Source organism: Enterovibrio paralichthyis (assembly GCF_019209835.1).
GTDB classification, from domain to species: Bacteria; Pseudomonadota; Gammaproteobacteria; order Enterobacterales; family Vibrionaceae; genus Enterovibrio; species Enterovibrio paralichthyis.
Window position 1 is genome coordinate 86623 of the sequence record NZ_JAHUTS010000006.1, and the last position, 18771, is coordinate 105393.

Consider the following 18771-nt stretch of genomic DNA (forward strand, 5'->3'; position numbering starts at 1 on the left):
CCAGACGATAGTCAAACGCCGCACCTGACAATTTCTATACTTGCTTCAAATTGATGAACGGGAATTTACGCAGAGTGACGATTCGAACACCGCTGGCACCTTGTCTGGAGTGTGGTCTGGTTTCTGCCATTCCCGCGATTAGTGGTGAGCAAAATGCCTGTTGCCCGCGTTGCGGACATACCTTGTTCCGGCAGGTTATCGATTCGCACCAAAAGGTATTGGCCATCGGCACGACCTGTCTGGTGTTACTGACAATAAGCCTGGTTTTTCCCTTTATGACGATCAGTGTGCAGGGACTCTCGCACCACATCGTACTGCTCAATGCGCTCAGCGTTTTCCATTACTTCGACAACAATGCCCTCGCCGTTTTACTGGTGCTGACGGTTATTTTGCTGCCTGCCTGCTATGTTCTTGCCTTGATGGTGTTGTTCGTACTGGCCGCGAAAAAGCAAGAAGGAGACTACCCGGGGGATTCGTGGTGGGTGAAGCAACTGCTGCGCTTTGTGTTTCGTATCGAGCATTGGTTGCTGGTCGATATTTTCCTGGTGGGCGTTTTGGTCAGCATTGTCAAAATTGCAGCGATGACCGACGTGGTGATGGGCGAGTCGTTCTGGGCGTTTATGTTGTTTACCCTGATGCTGGTAAAAATCTCCCGGGCGACAGACAGGCATTGGCTTTATCACCACCTGTTTCGGCCAATGCCGACCGGAAAGGTGAAAGCCGGTGATACACACCTTAGCCAAAACCACACCGCTTGCCGTCTCTGCCACTGCATCAATATCCCGGATGAAAACGGCGATATGCCGGATGCCTGTCAACGTTGTCACAGTGCCTTGCAACCGTATAACCCGGAGAAAAGCCTGACCATTTCTGCCGCGTTGGCGATCACGGCTCTAGTACTTTATGCGCCGGCGAATCTCTACGCCATGATGTACACCATCAGCTTTGGTAGCACCGAGTCTTCAACCATCATGGACGGTGTCATTCTGCTCTGGCAACTGGGCTCTTATCCCATCGCGCTGGTGATTCTGACCGCCAGTGTGATTGTGCCGCTGACAAAAATGCTGATCCTTTTCCACCTGTTGATGACTGCTAAAACAACCCATCATCCTGACGACTCGCTGGCAAAGCTCAAGCTGTACCGTTTTATCGAGCTTATCGGCCGCTGGTCAATGATTGATGTGTTTGTTGTCGCACTGCTTGCCGCCTTGGTGCAGTTCAATAATTTGATGAGTATTTCTCCTGGCCCGGCTGTGGCCTATTTTGCCCTTGTGGTGATCTTCACCCTGATCGCCACCATGATTTATGACCCAAGAGCGCTCTGGACGCAGGAAGCCATCTCCCCTGCCATCACGACAAAACCCGCTACCCAGGATTTGCCGAATGGATAACGAACAAAAAAACACGGCGACAGTCAAACCGGCGAAACGCTTTTCCGCTGTCTGGATCATCCCACTGGTTTCGATTGTTGCCGGGGTGTGGATGATTTTTCAGTACATGAGCCAACAAGGGCCAGAGATTACTCTGACAGTGCAAACCGCAGACGGTATTCAGGCGGGAAAAACCCTGATCAAAGCACGCAGCGTAAAAGTCGGTACCATTACCGATGTCGCGCTTGGTGAGAATTACAACGAAATTAAACTCGTCGCCCGCATGGACAGCGGCACTGAGCGGATGTTGCGGGAAGACACGGTGTTTTGGGTTGTAAAGCCGCGTATCGGCACCGAAGGGGTATCCGGCCTTGAGACATTGCTTTCTGGCCCCTATTTGGAACTCCGTCCCGGCGAATCAGAAGAAAAACGCGAACACTTCACCGTGTTGGATTCTCCGCCTGTAGCACCGCCAGATGCCAAAGGGCTCAGGGTGGTGTTAACGTCGAATGAGGCAGGCAAACTGGCTGTTGGCGACCCGGTACTGTTCGAGGGATACACCGTCGGGCGGGTCGAGAAAGTCGGTTTTGATGTGAAAGATAAAAAGGCCACTTACCAGCTTTTCATCTTCCAGCCCTATGACAGCCTTGTCCGCACCCGCACCCGTTTCTGGCTCAATTCCGGGCTGGATATCCAGCTCAATGCGCAAGGTTTTAATGTGCAGATTGCATCACTGGAAACCCTGATCATTGGTGGCGTCAGTTTTGCTGTTCCCGAAGGTTCGCCGGAAGGCTCGCCCGTGACCGAGCAAATGGTCGATTTTTCCTTGTATGACGATGTGAAACAGATGCGGGAGAAAATGTATGAAAGCTATCTGCCGTTCGCCATGCTGTTTTCGGAGTCCATTCGCGGCTTACAACCCGATGCACCGGTGGAATACCGCGGCATACGCATTGGTACCGTAAAAAAAGTGCCGCTTCATCTGTCAGAGAAAGACGCCATCAGTACCGGCAATATCCCTATTCTGGTGCATATTGAACTTGAACGGATTTACGACCTCACTTCAACCGAAGAGTCTGAAACGCAACTGGCCGAAAACTTCAAAACTGCCTTTCAGAAGGGGCTGCGCGCAACATTGAAAACCGGCAATCTGCTTTCTGGCGCCTTGTATATCGATACCGATTTTTACACTGACGTACCGGATACTGAAGCCAATGATATCTATTTCGGTTATCCCGTTTTCCCAACGGTCGAAGGTGAGTTTGTCCAGTTCCAGCGCCAAGTCGGCAACATTCTCGACAAGCTGAACAAACTGCCTATCGAGACAACCCTCGAAAACCTCGATACGACACTTCAAACAACGAAAAAAACCGTCGCGTCGTTCGAGGGTGTCGGCAAGGAGCTGGCGGTAACTCTTGCCACGCTCGATACGCTGCTGAAGAAAAAAGAAACCCAGGAACTGCCCAAAGAGGTACAAGGAAGCTTGCAGCAATTGCAGAAAACACTGAAAGGCTTCAGTCCTGGCTCTGATTCGTACCTCGAATTGCAGCAAGCCATTTCCCAGCTCAACCGCGTTCTTGGCGAATTGGAGCCACTGCTGGAAACCCTGAATGCCGAGCCGGATGCACTGATATTCGGCACGGACGGTAAATCTGACCCTGTCCCTGTGAAAGGAAGCCGCCAATGAAAAAGATCATCACTGCCGGATTAATGGCAACTTTGCTGGTTGCCTGCTCCTCAACACCGGTGACACCGACACAGAACTTCTTGCTGACGGCGCAGCCAGCGGCCGGAACGCTCGCCTACCGGGATGGACAACCCTTGTTAGTGGTCGCCCCCATTACCTTGGCAAGCCTTTTGTCTGGCACTGGTATTGTCTATCAGACCAGTGACAACGCTATTGTGGTGGCACAGAACAATTTGTGGGCAGAAGATCTTTCCGGACAACTTGCCCAGCGGGTGATTGCCGGGTTGCGCGCAAAATCCCCGTCTCTCTGGCCAGTAACCGCAAGCGCACCCATCAACGAAACAGCGGCCTTCACCCTTCTGCTGCATTTTGAACAGTTCAACGGCAGCTACACCGGCAATGCACAGGTCGCCGGTGAATGGAGCCTGTTGGATGGAAACGGCGAGCTGGTGCGGTCAGAAACGTTCCATTATCAGGAGCCGTTGGCGGAAGAGGGTTATCCGGCACTGGTTAATGCACTGTCGGTAGCGACAGACCAACTGATTAACGCCTTGGCGCGGATTTTAGCCAACCAAACGCGGGCGGGTAGCGGCGTTCCAATCAAGGGGTAGCCAGCATACCCGTCTCCCCAAAAGTAAAAAGCGGCATTGATAGCCGCTTTTTCATTGCATGCAGACTCTTATGCCTGCTTCACCGCAGGCACCGTTGGATACATGATCCCCGACATCTGCTCCATACAGTGAATCACCTGGCAGCTGTAGCCAAACTCATTGTCGTACCAGATGTAAAGCACACAGCGGTTGCCGTCAGCAATGGTTGCCTCGCTGTCTACAACACCTGCATAGCGAGAGCCAACGATGTCTGAAGACACGATTTCCGTTGACTGGGTGTAGTCAATCTGACCGGACAACGGTGACATCAACGCGGTTTCACGCAGGTAAGTATTCAGCGAATCACGGTCAACTTCTTTACCCAAATTGAGGTTGGCAATGGCCATCGACACGTTCGGGGTCGGCACGCGGATAGCGTTTCCGGTCAGTTTACCTTTCAGCACAGGCAACGCTTTAGCGACCGCTTTAGCCGCACCGGTCGAGGTCAGCACCATGTTGAGTGATGCAGCACGGCCGCGGCGATCACCTTTGTGGAAGTTGTCGATCAGGTTCTGGTCATTGGTGAACGAATGCACGGTTTCAATATGGCCTGATTCCACGCCATAGCGATCATTCATGGCTTTCAACACCGGCGTAATAGCGTTGGTGGTACAACTTGCCGCTGAAACAATGGTGTCTTTATCTTCAATATCGGTGTGGTTTACACCAAACACGATATTTTTGATGTCACCCTTGCCCGGAGCAGTCAGCAGCACTTTTGATGCGCCTTTGGCAGTCAGATGCTGGCTCAAGCCTTCCACATCACGCCACATACCGGTGTTATCCACCACCACAGCATCATGAATGCCATGCGCTTCGTAATCCACTTCAGACGGATGGTTGGCATAAATGATCTGGATATAGTTGCCGTTTACAATCAGTGCATTGCGGCTGTGGTCCACCAGAATTGAGCCATTGAATGGCCCATGGACAGAATCACGGCGCAGCAAGCTGGCGCGCTTTTCAAGATCGCCATCTTTGCCGCCACGTACAACAATCGCGCGGAGACGCAGGGGATAACCCGGCCCGCTTTTTTCTATCATCAGGCGCGTTACTAAACGGCCGATTCTGCCAAAGCCATACAACACGATATCTCTGGGCTTCTTAAGACTCGTGGCTGGTGGCAAATCTGCGATTGCTGTCTGGAGAAAATCATCAAGTTGCTCGGTATCGTCATGTGCTTGCCAGTACTGGCTCGCCAGTCGGCCTATATCGATACGGCAAGGGGATAACGCCATAGTAGATAACGCTTCAAGGATAAGGAGCGTCTGGGAAGTAGAAACTTCCTGACCGGTATACCATCTCGCAACACGGTGAGATTTGATCAAATCAATGGTGCTTGCGTTGATCACTGCGCGACCATAGACCTGAATTTCTACACCTTTTTCACGATAGAGTTTGCCGATCATTAGCGACATGGTTTCGGCGTCACTCTGACTTTTTTGCCATTGGGTAAGGTATTGTTCTGGGCTCATCGTTACTTTCTTTCGCCTTTTTGAAGGTTAGGTAAATAAAAGAGTTGAGAGGGCTGTTTTTATTATTTTGGCGACGAGTCTAAAGGGTGGGCAATTATTAACCTAGTAAAATTAAGCACCGTTCTTTATGTATAACTATCAATACATTAAAGGTATTTGCGTAGATTTTTTACTGTCCGATCACGGCACTTTTCCCCAGCACACAAAAAATGATTGAAAGTTTACAACAACAAAATGTTCTCCTTCCGGGTTGCTTTCACTTACTACGCGACGTCAAATAAGTATCCACGCTGGATTGCCCCTGTTCCCTCCTCTGAATATGACGTTTTATTGATAAAATGATTACACGTCTAAATGTATTACTTTTGAGCCATAATTTTTAATCCAAATAATAACAGCGCCTTACAGGCATAAAATCTCAAAATGTCGACGCTGACTTGATAAAAAATCCAACAGATGTATCATTTAAAGGGCTTAAATGCTTAGACCACTAAAGGATGTATTGGATACATGAGTACAGAGACGATTTATCAAAACGCAGCACTAAAGCGTTTGAGGACAGATGAGGATGCTTGGGTGTTCCGCACACCGAAAAGGGAAGATGGCATCGCGATTCATCAACTCATCGCTAGTTGCCCCCCGCTCGATGAAAACTCTTCTTACTGCAATTTCCTTCAGTCTTCCCATTTCAACAAAACCTGCGTTCTCGCCGAGTACGATGGAGAAATCGCTGGCTTTATTTCTGGCTACCGTAAACCTGATAACCCCGATGTGCTGTTTGTGTGGCAGGTAGCGGTCTCTCCGAAGATGCGCGGTTTGGGTTTGGCTTATCAAATGCTGCAAGAGCTGCTGATGCGCTCCCACCTCGACGATCTACTGGCGGTAGAAACAACCATCACTGAGTCAAACCAAGGCTCTTGGGCGTTGTTCCGTAAACTTGATGCCAGCCATGGCAATAAAGGAAAAGTGTCGGTGTTTCTGGATGAAGAACGCCATTTCAAAGGCAAGCATGACACAGAGTTCCTTTACCGCATTCCTTTGAAAAAAACTCACTAATTAAAAAGAGAAACGGATTCCTTATGGACATTTTTAACAAGCAAGAGTCAAACGTTAAGTCATACTGCAACAGCTTTCCGGTTGTGTTTACATCGGCAAAGGGCTGCTGGCTGACCACTGAGGGTGGTGAGCGCTATATCGACTTTCTTGCCGGTGCCGGTTCGCTGAACTACGGGCACAACAATGCTGTACTTAAAAAAGCGCTAATGGATTATATCGACAGTGATGGCATTACCCATGGCCTCGATATGCATACTGAAGCAAAAGCCGCCTTCCTAACCGCACTCCGTAATCACATTCTCGAACCACGGCAACTTGATTACAAAGTGCAGTTCACCGGACCAACAGGCACCAACGCCGTGGAAGCAGCAATGAAGCTGGCCCGTAAAGTCACTGGCCGCACCAACATTGTTGCCTTCACCAACGGATTCCACGGCTGCACCATGGGTGCACTGACAGCCACAGGTAACCAACACCATCGTGGCGGCGCAGGCATGCCTCTGTTCGGCACTACCCGCCTGCCTTATGAAGGTTATGCCGACATTGATGGCCTGGCGCTATTCGAAACCATGCTGAACGATAACTCAAGCGGTCTAGACAAACCTGCGGCTGTATTGCTTGAAGTCGTGCAGGGCGAAGGTGGTCTGAATGTCGCTTCCAACGAGTGGCTGCAAAAGCTTCGTAAGCTTTGTACCAAACATAACATTCTGATGATTGTCGATGACATTCAGGCAGGTTGTGGCCGCACGGGTACTTTCTTCAGCTTTGAGCCGTCAGGCATTGAGCCAGACATGATCACTCTGTCGAAATCTATCGGTGGTTACGGTTTGCCAATGGCAGTTGTACTGCTCAAGCCAGAGCTCGACAAATGGTCTCCGGGTGAACATAACGGCACCTTCCGTGGTAACAACCATGCCTTCATTACCGCCACTCAGGCGATCGAAAGCTACTGGAGTAACGACGAGTTTGAAAACCACATTGCTGCGCGCAGCAAGCAGGTCGCCAAAACGATCGAACGTACGCTGAAAAAACTGCCATCTTTGTTCGTGCAAGCTAAAGGACGCGGCATGATGCAGGGGATTGAGTGTAAAAACGGTGATATCGCCTCCGCAATTTCTGACCGCTGCTTTGAAAAAGGCATGGTGATCGAGACTGCCGGTCCAAACGATGAAGTGGTGAAGTTCTTCTGCCCACTCACTATTAGTGAGTCTGAGCTGGAACAAGGCCTGCAAATTTTCGAACAGGCTGCCGTAGACATTGCCAACAAACTCACCCGCAAAGCATCTTAAGGAAAGAGAAGAACCATGATCGTAAGAACACTCGAAGAATGTAAGAACAGCGAACGCCGTGTCGTAGCCGAAACATGGGAAAGCGTGCGCATGCTGCTCAAAGACGACAAAATGGGCTTTTCTTTCCATATCACGACTATTTTTGAGGGAACAGAAACCCACATCCACTACCAGAACCATCTGGAGTCGGTTTACTGCATGTCCGGTGAAGGTGAAATCGAAGTTGTAGGGGGAGAAACCTACCCTATTAAACCGGGAACCCTCTATATCCTCGACAAGCACGACGAACATTACCTGCGTGCCTATAAAGATAAGGAAATGGTAATGGCCTGCGTATTCAACCCGCCCATTACCGGCCAGGAAGTACACGATGAAAATGGCGTGTACCCTCTGGTTGACTGATCGCCTCACCTAATTTGGGGGCTTAAGCCCCCCTTTTCTCTTTTCCTTTTTCGCAGACAAGGATTTCAACGATGACCTACACCGTAGAAAAGATCGGCGGCACATCCATGTCGGCTTTTGATGCCGTGCTCGACAATATTTTTCTTCGCCCAGTTTCCCCTTATAACCGCGTGTTTGTGGTTTCCGCTTATGGCGGTATTACCGATGCGCTGCTGGAATGTAAACGCACCGGTGAGCCTGGTATTTACCAGCGCGTCGCTCAACGCGATGAAGAGTGGCAGAGTGGATTCGATACCCTTGAACAGCGCATGATGCTGATCAACGAGAATCTGTTCGCCGACCCCCTGAACCGCACCCGTGCAGATAACTTTATCTCCCAGCGCTTGCAGGAAGCGCGTGACTGTATCAGCAACATTCTCGCGACCTGTAGTTATGGTCAATTCACCCTGCGCCAATACCTGCCACAAATCCGCGAGTTTCTGTCATCTATCGGTGAAGCGCACAGTGCTTATAACACCGCACTCAAACTCAGGACGCTCGGCGTCAACGCCCGTTTTGTTGACCTTTCAGGTTGGGACAACAAGCTTAGCGGCAGCCTGGACAGTGTGATTGAAAGTGCCTTCGCTGATATTGATGTCAGCAATGAGCTGCCCATTGTGACCGGTTATGCTTATTGCGACGAAGGCCTGATGAAGACTTATGACCGCGGTTACAGCGAAATGACGTTCAGCCGTGTTGCCTGCCTGACGGAAGCGGATCTCGCTATCATCCACAAAGAGTATCACCTCAGCAGTGCCGACCCACGTATTGCCGGGCCTGAGAATGTGCTGCCAATCGGCCAGACCAACTTCGATGTGGCTGATCAGCTGGCCAATTTGGGCATGGAAGCGATTCACCCGAACGCTGCCTCCGGCCTGCGCCAACAAAGTATTCCGCTGCAGATTAAGAACACCTTCGAACCTGAGCATCAGGGCACTTTGATCTCTGGCTCTTACCAGCCGGATGCTGAGCATATCGAGATCATCGCAGGGAAAAATAAAGTCTTCGCACTGCATATCTTTGATCAGGCTATGGTTGGCAATGTCGACAACGTCGGTTACGACATGATGGAAATGATTGCCGATGAAAGCGTCAGCTTGGTCGGTAAGGAAATGAACGCCAACTCCATCACTTATTACCTGAGCGGTGTCGCCAAGAACCTGAACAAGGTGCTGTATCGCGCTGAGAAACGCTTCCCAAGTGCGACAATCACCGGTCACATGGTGGCTTTGATTTCAGCCATTGGTGCCGAGATCAACACCAACACTACATTGAGCCGTGGCGTACTGGCTTTGATGCGCAATGACATTTCGCCGATTGCTGTTCACTCCTCAATGCGCAATGTGAACGTACAGTTTGTGGTAAAAGACGAGATGTACGAGTTTGCTATCCGAGCACTGCATGATGAGTTCTTTACCCAGGCTGCACAGAAAAACGTCGCATAACAGCGCTATTCATGCAAGAAGCCAGTGCCTTTCCGGGCGCTGGCTTTTTATTTTCGGCCGTCCGACAGAAATTCCCTCTCGTTTACCGAAACGAAACAGACAGAATGCGCCATAAAGTGTTACTCTAGCGGCGAATTTTCCTGTGAGAGCAAAGCAATGAGCAAATTAACGTCAGACATTCAGGCAAACCTGATGCTTTTCATTGAAGAAACCAAACGCACTAACGTAGTTTGGGGTCTGAAGAACGAAGAAGACGGCTGGCTGGCATGTGACTCAACTGAGTTCGAAAGCAGCGAAGTGATGCCTTTCTGGTCTGCGAAAAAAGATGCGGAGCATCACAACGTGGAAGAGTGGGCAGACTTCGAAGTGGTTGAGATCCCACTGGATGTGTTCGTTGAAGACTGGCTGATCACGCTGGATGAAGATGGCGTGTTGGTAGGTACCAACTGGAACGCAGAGTTGGATGGCAAAGAAATCGAGCCATCAGAACTGGCGAAAATGTACCTCTAATCCCGCCATGGCGCAGTCTTCGTACTGCGCCTTCTTATATCACCCGCCGCTAACTTTTCCCCGTCAGCCTGTGCTGCCAATTCTCTACCACCCCGGTTTCGATACGTTGTAGCACTTTGCCGCGCCAGCTTTCAGACAACGCAGTTTGCATTGCCAAGCGTTCCAATCCTTGCGGGTTTAACGGATCTACAAAGAAAATATCTGACGTCTCTTTCACCGTCACTGCATTAGCTGGGCGCTCGATGAGCACCAATGGTTCATGCACGCTGACGAAACCCGGCGTCAGAACCCGGTATAGCCAACCGCAACGCGCGCTGTCTTGCATTCGCTGTGCAAATCCTTCCACCTGCCAACGCTTGTCCAGTTTGTAGCAAGGGGAGCGTGGCTGGCTGATCTGAATGACTGCCTCACCCCACTGATAGACATCCCCGATGCACACGGTTGTCTCAAGCATACCCAGAGTGCTGATATTCTCTCCCATCCCGGGAGCCTGCCATGTTTGAATCCCGAATCGCGTTTGCCAGTGAAGATAGTGTTCCGCCGGGTATTGATGCAGTGCACGTTCTTCGCCACCGTGAAACCGTGTTTCGGCACATTCGTCACCCTCGAGTCCCACTGCTGACAAAAACAGCGGCTCTTCAATCCGCGACTTGCCCATCGCCGTTCGCATCCCGAACTGTTGCTGGACGTTTCCACGGTATACCCCTTCCAGGGCAAATAAGGTTTGCACGAAATTATTCCTCTCTCATTTGCTCGTTGTCGGTCACGGTAAAATTCACCTCACGCTCATTGTCCAGTGCCTTCAGGAAAGCCGTAATATCTTCGACGGCATCAGGTTTAAGTTTTACCCCGAGCTGGTGCCAGGCAGTATCCTTGACGGCTTGCTCGAGCGAATATATAGCACCATCATGAAAGTAAGGCGCTGTCTTCGCCACATTGCGTAATGGAGGCACCTTAAACAGAAAGTCGTCCGCTGCATTGCCGGTAATATGAGCCCGGCCTTTGTCTATCTGGTTAGGATACGGATTGACCAGTCCCATTTTCATGAAAAGCTGACCGCCCATTAACGGGCCATTATGGCAGGCGTTACAACCTGTTGATACAAAACGTTCCAGCCCCCGCTTTTCTTTTGCAGACAGAGCGTTATCGTCGCCCTTTTGCCAACGATCAAAGCGATCAGCAGTGATCAAAGTGCGCTGGAATGCCGCCAGTGCCCTGGCGGCATTATCAAAGGTCACAGGATCGTCCTGATTGGGAAACGCAACCTCAAACGCCGGGGTATAACCGCGCTCGCGCAAGACCCTTTCAGCCTCCAGCCCCGATGACAAGGCCATTTCATGATGTGCAAGAAGCGGACTTTTTGCCTGCTCTTCCAGCGAGTCAGCACGTCCATCCCAGAACTGTGAGAACTGGAAGCCTGCATTCCACACCGTCAGGCTATTACGTGTGCCGGTCAATCCCAATGCACCCTGTGACACAGAACGCGGTTCAGTGCCCGATTTAGAACCCGTCAAGTCATGGCAGGTATTGCACGATTGCGTTTCGTTGGCAGACAAGCCCTTTTCGAAAAACAGTTGCTGGCCGAGCGAAGCCATGGCGGCCGTGTCTTGCCCGCTTCCAGGCATGGTGTCAGGTAAGGGACCAAAAAGCCGGTTGGACAGATCTCTTAGCTGGGCGTCCGGCAAAGCGTAGGAAGTGGCGGCAGGAAAGAGTGCCACGCATATCAGCGCTGTGGTGATAAAGTTTGCGTTGTTTTGCTTCATTAGCCACCTCCCGCTGCAGCAATTTCAAATCATCTGAGCATAAAGCGCCGAAGCAATACAATTGGAATTTCAGATAGCTTTAAAAGGGAATCCCGATGCCGCAGGGATAGCAGGGTGACACAGCTGTATTAACCGTTTGATATAGATAAAACACTGGTGCGATCGTGGCGAAAAGCCACCAACAAAAAGAGGAGCGCTAACAGGCTCCTCTTTCTCAAAACCGAATCAGGTTAGGGGCTAAACCGCAACAGAATCATACAAAGCGATGTCGGTAAGCGCGGCCATTTCATCAATGTACTGGCGCACATTTCCCGGATAGCGGATCCCTTTGATCACCGTGTAGTTGCGAAGCGTTGGGAAGATATTGATGTCGTCGTAAGTGAGCTGATTACCACGCTGCGATGGCGGAACCAGCCAGTCCAGCTTGAGTAACTCGACGCTCAATTTGGCGATATACTCATCACTTTTGGCATAGGCGTCATCAAAAGGCCTGTTAATCATTTCCGTTTTGTTCTTGGTGAACCACGCCTTTGCTTCATCACACGCAAATTCCGGCAGGGAGATCATCATCCAGCGCGGAAATAAAAGCCGCGAGCCAAAATAGCCAGCTGCCGTTTGCCATGTGGAAATACGCTCACCGAATTGGCTTTCGCCCAATACGGGTTGCCCATCAAGGTTGTCCAAATAAGCGACGATATCGAGGCTTTCTGCCATGAAGCTACCGTCACTTTTCTCCAGAATAGGCACCAGATTCGCGCCTACCTTTTCTATCCGCGCTTCTACATCATGGTTTTGAAGGTAAACCAGTTCAACGTCCAGCTTTTTCAGACCCACGGTCATCATTGCTTTTATGCAGAAGGGACAGTGATCAAACACGTACAGTTTCATCCAACATCCTTTTTGAAACAGGCGCACACAAACGTTGTGCGACGCGCTGATTTTAGTGCCAACAGACACAAACGCAACAAGCACCGGACTGCTCAGATCACAGGTCAGGAATTTGTATTGTCTAGATGAATGGATGGGGCGGAAAAATGCCCCTTCCGGGGCACTTTATCAATCAATATCGTCGGCGGGTATCCAGCACTCTTCACTGTCGTCATTGGTGTCAGAAATGACGACCAACAAACCCATATCAACCATTTCCTTGAGCGTAAGATCATCAGCAAGGTGCATCTTATCGCCGCGCTCATTTTCCAGTTCCATGTGGCGCACTCCTCTACATCACACCAGGCTAATTAAAGATAGCACCACCTGGTTTGCTGCGTCGTGTTATCACACCTCTACCGGTTTGGCGCGGGTTAGCATCAGGTACAGCAAAGGCACCACGCAAACAAAGGGAAGTACCACCAAATTAAGGGTTTGCCACCCCAGCGTCACTTCCAGATTACCGGCGAGCAGCGCGGTGAGTGTCACGCTGCCAAAAACGGCAAATTCGTTGATCGCCTGTGCCCGGGGTTTGTCCTGCGGCAAATAGGTTTGCGTTAGCTGGCTGGTCGCGCCGATAAACATAAAGTTCCAGCCGATCCCCAGCATGACCAAAGCAGCCCGAAAATGCCACTCAGTCATACCGTTCAGGTTGATCAAAATGCAGCCTATAAAGAACAGGCTACCGAGCACTATGGTGTTTCGCGTACCGATTTTGCCTATCAAGCTGCCGGTGATAAATGCCGGCGCAAACATACCCAGAACATGCCATTCGATCACTATTGCCGCTTGTTCAAAATGGAAACCGTGCCGGTGCATCGCAATCGGCGTGACTGTCATTAAAAGGTTCATTACTGCATAGCCAACCACTGCTGCAAATACGGCAAGCAGGTATCCGCGAGCTTTCAGAATCTGCCCGACAGAGCTTTGCACAGCCTGATCATTTTGCTTCACTGCAGGGGGTAAGCCAATAAACTGAAGCACGACAAGGGAGATAACGTAAAGCCCGGTAATACCGAGAAATGCTCCGCTGAAGTGCGCGCCGGGCAGCCAGTCCTGACTGGCTATCGCAAGGTTTGGCCCCATAATGGCGGCCAAAACGCCCCCAGCCATCGAAAGTGAAATCGCTTTGTCTTTGCTCTCTGGCGCGCTCACTTCTACCGCTGCGAAGCGATAGAGCGTACCAAAACCAATGCCTATCCCGAGCAGTGATGTCGCAAAACAAAATAGCCAGAAGTCTCCGCGGTTAAGGGCATAGACACACAACAACGCACCTAAAATTCCAATAATGTTACCCAGCATAAAACCGTTTTTACGGCCGATTTTCGCCATAATTAATGAGGCCGGAATCGTGGCCAGCATCAAGCCGACAAATTGTGTTGAAACCGGCAAGGTGACCCAGGTATCGCTCGGCGAGAGCTGTTGCCCAATCAAGCCATTCACTGAAATAAGCACGATATTCCCGCTCATCAACAGCGCCTGGCACAAGGCCAACAGCCAAACATTTTTATTCATTCCATGAATATCCCGTGCTGTGTTGTAAGCTCGAGTATCCCTCCATTGGCCAGCAGGCATCAACCCCATTTGTGAAAGGGTTGTTGTATACCCCAACCACCCAATGAGTTAGCCACGGCCGTGGATGTAATAGCGGCGGTAGTGTCTCATAGCTATAGCTTCCTCCTTGGTGCAATAACCGAAACCGTCAGACGGCGAAATGCTTATACCTTGCGACTAATTAGTTGCGATCGGCAACTTTGCTGGCTGCGTGCTAATTGATAACTTACCGTTTTTCATATTTCTTCGATTCACTTCAACGTATAAACATTAAGTTTTCATTGAGTCGAAGTTTTTCCGTGGTGCTGTTGTTTTTTTAAACACTATCAATAAGATACCCAACGAATTAAGTTGTTTTTGGAAACTAATATCTTGTCAGTGAAACTGAGCAAAACCACCAATACCGCCCGAATCATCAATACGCTGTGGCAGTCTCCCGGCGTATCCCGCATTGAGATGGCGGAAAAGCTTGAGCTGGATAAGTCGACGGTCACCAAAACCGTCAACCATTTGCTCGAGATTGGTATGCTGTTCGAACAACCCCAGATGCCAGTCAACAAAGGGGGTCGTCCCAAAGTTTCCTTGATCTTCAACCCGGATTTCGGTGTCTTGATCGGCGTGGACATAAACTCAGACATGCTGAAAGTTTCCGTCGTCAACTTGCTGGGTCAGGTGGTTTATCACGATATGTTGCCGCTCGACACCCAAGCTGCCCTCGAAAGAGCCGTTATTCTCGCCTTACAGCCAAGTGTTGAAGCAATCCAGAAGCTGTTTCCGCGTATTCTGGCAATAGGCATCGGTATCCCGGGCCTGGTTAATCCGGAGAAAAGCCAACTATTGGTATCTCATACGCTGAATATCCGCTCGCCCATCAACTTCGCCCCTATTTTCAAACGTCACTTCCCCTATCCCGTGTTTATCGACAACGACGCAAACTGCGGTGCCTGGGGGGAATTGATGCAACAGCGCAGCCTGCCCTACGACCATTTTCTCTATGTCCTGCTCTCCACCCACCATGCCAGGGAGCTTTACCATAGATTGGGGATTGGCGTAGGTATCATTTTGAACCGCCAGCTTTTTTACGGCGACGACCACATGGCCGGCCAGTTTAATAGTCAGGAACTAATGCGCGGTGCGGAACCGACACCCAGCGTTATCATCGAGGAGTTTTCTGCGCTTGCGGTGAATTTATGCAGCCTGATGAGCATTCGCCGCATTGTTATTGGCGGCAACGGGATGTCTTTCGGCTCAGAGCTTGCGGCCTCACTCCGACGCCATTCAGAAGAATTGGCAGGCTCTTTAATCGTCAAACCCAATATTGAGTTTTCCCTGCTTGGCCCACAAGCCGCCGCCATGGGTGCCGCCTGTATGGCATGGCAAAAATTGCTCACACCCGAATTAAAACTTACCGACAGTCTAGCGCTGTTGGGAGACAGAAAAGTCCCTGCATAGGGTTGCGATACAAGGATGTAAGATGATCAACATATTTCCGGCACCCAAACGTTACATCGGTGGATTCGCCAAAAAGAGCGTCAGTGTTTCTGCATTGGTTGAACGCTGTCCTGTTAGCTTTGGTGCGCGGTTACTTCATCCTTCCCTGCTCTATCGCCATGACGCCACCCTTCCCGATCAGGGATTCCGCCTGCGCTTCAGGCAAAGTATGCTCACGGTGGAGTATTCGGATCTGCATGGGCTACGCTATGCCCATCTGGCTATCAACCAATTGATTGATGATGCCAGTGTAGTAAGGGAAGATGCTGTTATTGAAGATCATCCAGATTTCCCGGTTCGCTCGGTGTTGTTAGATATCAGCCGTGACCGTGTACCAACCATCGCCACCCTGAAGCGCCTGATTGACTACTTCTCGTCTCTGCGTTTTAACCAACTGCAACTGTATACCGAACATACTTTCGCCTACGTAAACCATGAGACGGTCTGGCGCGATTACTCCCCAATGACAGCCGAAGATACCCGGGAGATTGATGCCTATTGCTGCCAGTTGGGTATTGAACTGGTTGCCAATCAGGCTTGCTTTGGGCATATGGAAAAATGGCTGTGCCATCCCGAATATGCGCATCTTGCTGAGCAAACCGAAGGATTTCGCGACCAGCGCGGTGATTTCCGCGCCGGGGCTTTTGGCCTGAACCCCATCAGTGATCAAACGACGGCGTTTATTGATGGCTTGATTGAGGAATTGGCTCCCAACTTCTCAAGCAATACCCTAAATGTGAATTTCGACGAAACCATGGATTTAGGCATGGGTGCCAGTAAATCTGCCTGTGAAATCTATGGTAAAGGCCGGGTGTTTCTTAACTACCTGAACAAGGTTATCGATATCGCGGCATCGAAAGGGAAACAATGCCAAATTTTCAGCGACATGCTGTTTCGCTATCCCAACCTTATCTGCGAGCTTCCCAAAGGCCTTACATTGCTCAATTGGGGCTATGAACCGGACCATCCCTTTGATGCCGAGCACAAACAGCTGGCGCAGTTTGGTTACCCCTTTCATGTCGTGGTTTCCACCAACTGCTTCGCTTCAGTGGCAGGTCGCTGGCACGATGCAACAACCCATATGCGAAGAGCAGCCAAGTCCGCGAAACACTATGGCGCGGAAGGCTTTATGGTCACAGAATGGGGCGATATGGGTCACGGCCAGCAACATGCCATGCCAATTCCCGCCTACGCATTCGGTGCTGCCATGGCCTGGGGGCAGGAACAACAAGTCAATGACAATGTCGATCTGCCGCTGCGCTGGTACTACCCAGATGCGACAGAGACCGAATTTGGTGCGCTGTTAGCCTTGCAAAATTTCTACCGCCAAACCGGTGTTACCACACCAAACTGTGCCTTCTTCGGTCCGGTTTTATTTGATCAGGCCTCTCGACGCCACATTAAACGAGCGACTTGGAGGGACATTCAGTCGGTGGAAAATGCACGGAAAAAGCTGGCAAAAGTGAAAGCCTCGCTTTCGCCTGCCAAAGGCGGTGAACTCAGCAGTGAACTGCTTTGGACAGCCGAAGCCCTCGACATTGCCTGTAGGATAGTGATGGGGTACATCGAGGAAGGGCACCGTGAAGTCGAACGTTTCAGCGCACAAAGGAAAAAAAGCATCAGACGGGATGTTGCTGTTTTACTCGAGACTTATCGAACACTTTGGCGAGAGAATTACCGTGAAGGCGGACTTAAACAGAGCAGCGCGCGGCTTGAATTCTTACAGAGCCTGTTGCAGGAAGAGCAAACAACGGCGTTAGAAACAGAAGCGGTAATGTAAGCCCAAACAAGGTTCCGGCGTGTTTCCCAAAACCTCTGGCCTTAAAAAGGAATAATAAAAGTAACTCAACGCACTAAAACAATAAAAGATATCTCTAGAAGATATCCTTCGCTTCTGCCGACTTGCCTATTAGTGACAGCGTCACTAATAGGCTTTTTTTTAACTGTCCGTTATCGGTTTGGATGCCATTCTGGGTATTCGGGGATCTCTGCTTTGTAGTCCAGCCAACGGACTTCATCTGACGTCCAGATACGCATAGCAGGTACCTGACCAGGGTCATCATCCAGGGTTGCAACTCGCAATACATAAAACGGTGCGCCCTCTTTTGTTGACAGCAACTGACTGCCGCAAACAGAGCAAAACTTGCGAAGCTTGCCAGGGGACGACTCGTATTGCGACAGCAGATCTTCTCCTTTCAGCCATTTAAAAGACTCAGGCAAAACCGCTGCACCAGTATTGAAAGCTGCAGCATGGGCTTTCCGGCATTGGGTACACGAGCAGTGCATAATAGGTGAGCTGAGTGCTTCTACTTCATACTGCACCGCTTTACAAAGACAACTTCCTTTCATCGGTTTCTCCTTTCTTGATTGTTTTAGTCAGGTTTATACCAAATCGGGAGGGAATAAAAGGGACAAAATAAAGACCCCGAACTTCGGGGTCTTTCTCGCAAAAGTTTTGAAATTTTTGGTGCTTTACACCGCTTCAGCAGTTTCAACCTGCTGCGACTTATCAAAAAACAGCTTGTAGCTCATGATGCCGATCACCAGCGCTTTGATGATCATCATCTGTGGGTTGCCGTAGTAAGCGGCCATGCCGACAAAGCCTGACAGCAACATCAGTTTGCGGTAGTTACCCAGGGTGGTCATGTAAAGTGCCAGCAAAATGATGCCCAGATCTGCAAATTGCAGTGCAACTGGCAATGTTGGGTTAGCGATAAATCCAGTCACTGCTACGTAAACGATATACAAGATACCGGCAGCCATCACAGAGCCCAGACCCAGAATCACGCTTTTCGACGCGTTGGTGAAGTCTTTGGCATAGCGATAAGTATTCAGAGATGCCACAGAGAGGTTCAGAATGACTTTTGGCCACCAGCCCATTAAAAATGCCCACAGCGTATCATTCGCTGCCGAACCAAATGCAGCAAAACGGGTGAATTTCATGGTGTTGAAAATAGTAATACCGATGTAGAAAACAACGGATGTCCAACCAAGAATTTCAGTGATGAGCTCTAACGTCATTCAGGTACTTCTCTATACAGGGGAGCCAAGGCTCGATATTTCGTTTTCCTTAACCGGCCTGACAATGATTGTCATGCTGCCGAATTTTTAAC

At 50.2% G+C, this 18771-nt stretch carries 18 protein-coding genes; 10 read left to right on the forward strand and 8 right to left on the reverse strand.

Annotated elements, in window-relative coordinates; genetic code table 11:
* The first annotated feature begins 74 nt into the window (after positions 1-74).
* The 3 genes from KU854_RS09415 to KU854_RS09425 are packed head-to-tail and all read left to right on the forward strand — an operon-like array spanning position 75 to position 3668.
* On the forward strand, positions 75-1391 hold the full coding sequence (locus tag KU854_RS09415; protein ID WP_218358250.1) for a PqiA/YebS family transporter subunit: 1317 nt from the start codon (positions 75-77) through the stop codon (positions 1389-1391).
* A complete protein-coding gene (gene pqiB, locus KU854_RS09420; protein WP_218358251.1) occupies positions 1384-3057 on the forward strand; it encodes an intermembrane transport protein PqiB in 1674 nt (557 codons plus the stop codon). Before KU854_RS09415 ends, pqiB begins: the two co-directional genes overlap by 8 nt.
* On the forward strand, positions 3054-3668 hold the full coding sequence (locus KU854_RS09425) for a PqiC family protein (protein ID WP_218358252.1): 615 nt from the start codon (positions 3054-3056) through the stop codon (positions 3666-3668). Before pqiB ends, KU854_RS09425 begins: the two co-directional genes overlap by 4 nt.
* 68 nt (positions 3669-3736) lie before the next feature.
* Here KU854_RS09425 and KU854_RS09430 read toward each other — a convergent pair whose 3' ends face one another.
* Positions 3737-5182: a glyceraldehyde-3-phosphate dehydrogenase gene (locus tag KU854_RS09430; RefSeq protein WP_218358253.1), complete on the reverse strand. Its 1446-nt coding sequence runs from the start codon at positions 5180-5182 to the stop codon at positions 3737-3739.
* Positions 5183-5692: 510 nt separating this feature from the next.
* Between KU854_RS09430 and ectA the strand changes: the two genes are divergently transcribed.
* The 5 genes from ectA to KU854_RS09455 all read left to right on the forward strand — a co-directional run bounded on the left by ectA (position 5693) and on the right by KU854_RS09455 (position 9923).
* Positions 5693-6238 carry a diaminobutyrate acetyltransferase gene (gene ectA, locus KU854_RS09435; protein ID WP_218358254.1) on the forward strand — a complete coding sequence of 182 codons (546 nt, stop codon included), beginning with the start codon at positions 5693-5695 and terminating at the stop codon, positions 6236-6238.
* A 23-nt stretch (positions 6239-6261) separates the two neighbouring features.
* Positions 6262-7527, forward strand: a complete 1266-nt coding sequence (ectB, locus tag KU854_RS09440; protein ID WP_218358256.1) for a diaminobutyrate--2-oxoglutarate transaminase — start codon at positions 6262-6264, stop codon at positions 7525-7527.
* A 15-nt stretch (positions 7528-7542) separates the two neighbouring features.
* The gene (locus KU854_RS09445; RefSeq protein WP_054779588.1) at positions 7543-7929 is read left to right on the forward strand and encodes an ectoine synthase; all 387 of its coding nucleotides are present in this window, start codon (positions 7543-7545) and stop codon (positions 7927-7929) included.
* A gap of 71 nt (positions 7930-8000) precedes the next feature.
* Positions 8001-9413: an aspartate kinase gene (locus tag KU854_RS09450; RefSeq protein WP_218358257.1), complete on the forward strand. Its 1413-nt coding sequence runs from the start codon at positions 8001-8003 to the stop codon at positions 9411-9413.
* 156 nt (positions 9414-9569) lie between these two features.
* Entirely contained in the window at positions 9570-9923 is a 354-nt protein-coding gene (locus KU854_RS09455) for a DUF2750 domain-containing protein (protein WP_218358258.1), read from the forward strand.
* A gap of 49 nt (positions 9924-9972) precedes the next feature.
* Here KU854_RS09455 and KU854_RS09460 read toward each other — a convergent pair whose 3' ends face one another.
* The 5 genes from KU854_RS09460 to KU854_RS09480 form a co-directional block, all read right to left on the reverse strand.
* On the reverse strand, positions 9973-10593 hold the full coding sequence (locus KU854_RS09460; protein ID WP_218358458.1) for an MOSC domain-containing protein: 621 nt from the start codon (positions 10591-10593) through the stop codon (positions 9973-9975).
* A gap of 64 nt (positions 10594-10657) precedes the next feature.
* Positions 10658-11686 carry a cytochrome-c peroxidase gene (locus tag KU854_RS09465; RefSeq protein WP_218358259.1) on the reverse strand — a complete coding sequence of 343 codons (1029 nt, stop codon included), beginning with the start codon at positions 11684-11686 and terminating at the stop codon, positions 10658-10660.
* Between the two features lie 237 nt (positions 11687-11923).
* Complete coding sequence (gene grxB, locus KU854_RS09470) at positions 11924-12574, reverse strand: glutaredoxin 2 (RefSeq protein ID WP_218358260.1); 651 nt, start codon at positions 12572-12574, stop codon at positions 11924-11926.
* 168 nt (positions 12575-12742) lie between these two features.
* Positions 12743-12892, reverse strand: a complete 150-nt coding sequence (locus KU854_RS09475) for a hypothetical protein (protein ID WP_218358261.1) — start codon at positions 12890-12892, stop codon at positions 12743-12745.
* A gap of 69 nt (positions 12893-12961) precedes the next feature.
* The gene (locus KU854_RS09480) at positions 12962-14128 is read right to left on the reverse strand and encodes an MFS transporter (protein WP_218358262.1); all 1167 of its coding nucleotides are present in this window, start codon (positions 14126-14128) and stop codon (positions 12962-12964) included.
* A 396-nt stretch (positions 14129-14524) separates the two neighbouring features.
* Here KU854_RS09480 and KU854_RS09485 point away from each other — a divergent pair, with 396 nt between their 5' ends.
* Positions 14525-15619, forward strand: coding sequence for an ROK family transcriptional regulator (locus KU854_RS09485; protein WP_255555493.1), 1095 nt, complete (start codon positions 14525-14527; stop codon positions 15617-15619).
* Positions 15620-15641: 22 nt separating this feature from the next.
* Positions 15642-17438, forward strand: a complete 1797-nt coding sequence (locus KU854_RS09490) for a beta-N-acetylhexosaminidase (RefSeq protein ID WP_218358263.1) — start codon at positions 15642-15644, stop codon at positions 17436-17438.
* Between the two features lie 170 nt (positions 17439-17608).
* Here KU854_RS09490 and KU854_RS09495 read toward each other — a convergent pair whose 3' ends face one another.
* Together KU854_RS09495 and KU854_RS09500 are read right to left on the reverse strand one after the other, a co-directional pair.
* Positions 17609-18007: a GFA family protein gene (locus tag KU854_RS09495; protein WP_218358264.1), complete on the reverse strand. Its 399-nt coding sequence runs from the start codon at positions 18005-18007 to the stop codon at positions 17609-17611.
* Positions 18008-18130: 123 nt separating this feature from the next.
* Complete coding sequence (locus KU854_RS09500; RefSeq protein WP_054779581.1) at positions 18131-18679, reverse strand: hypothetical protein; 549 nt, start codon at positions 18677-18679, stop codon at positions 18131-18133.
* Positions 18680-18771 lie beyond the last annotated feature (92 nt).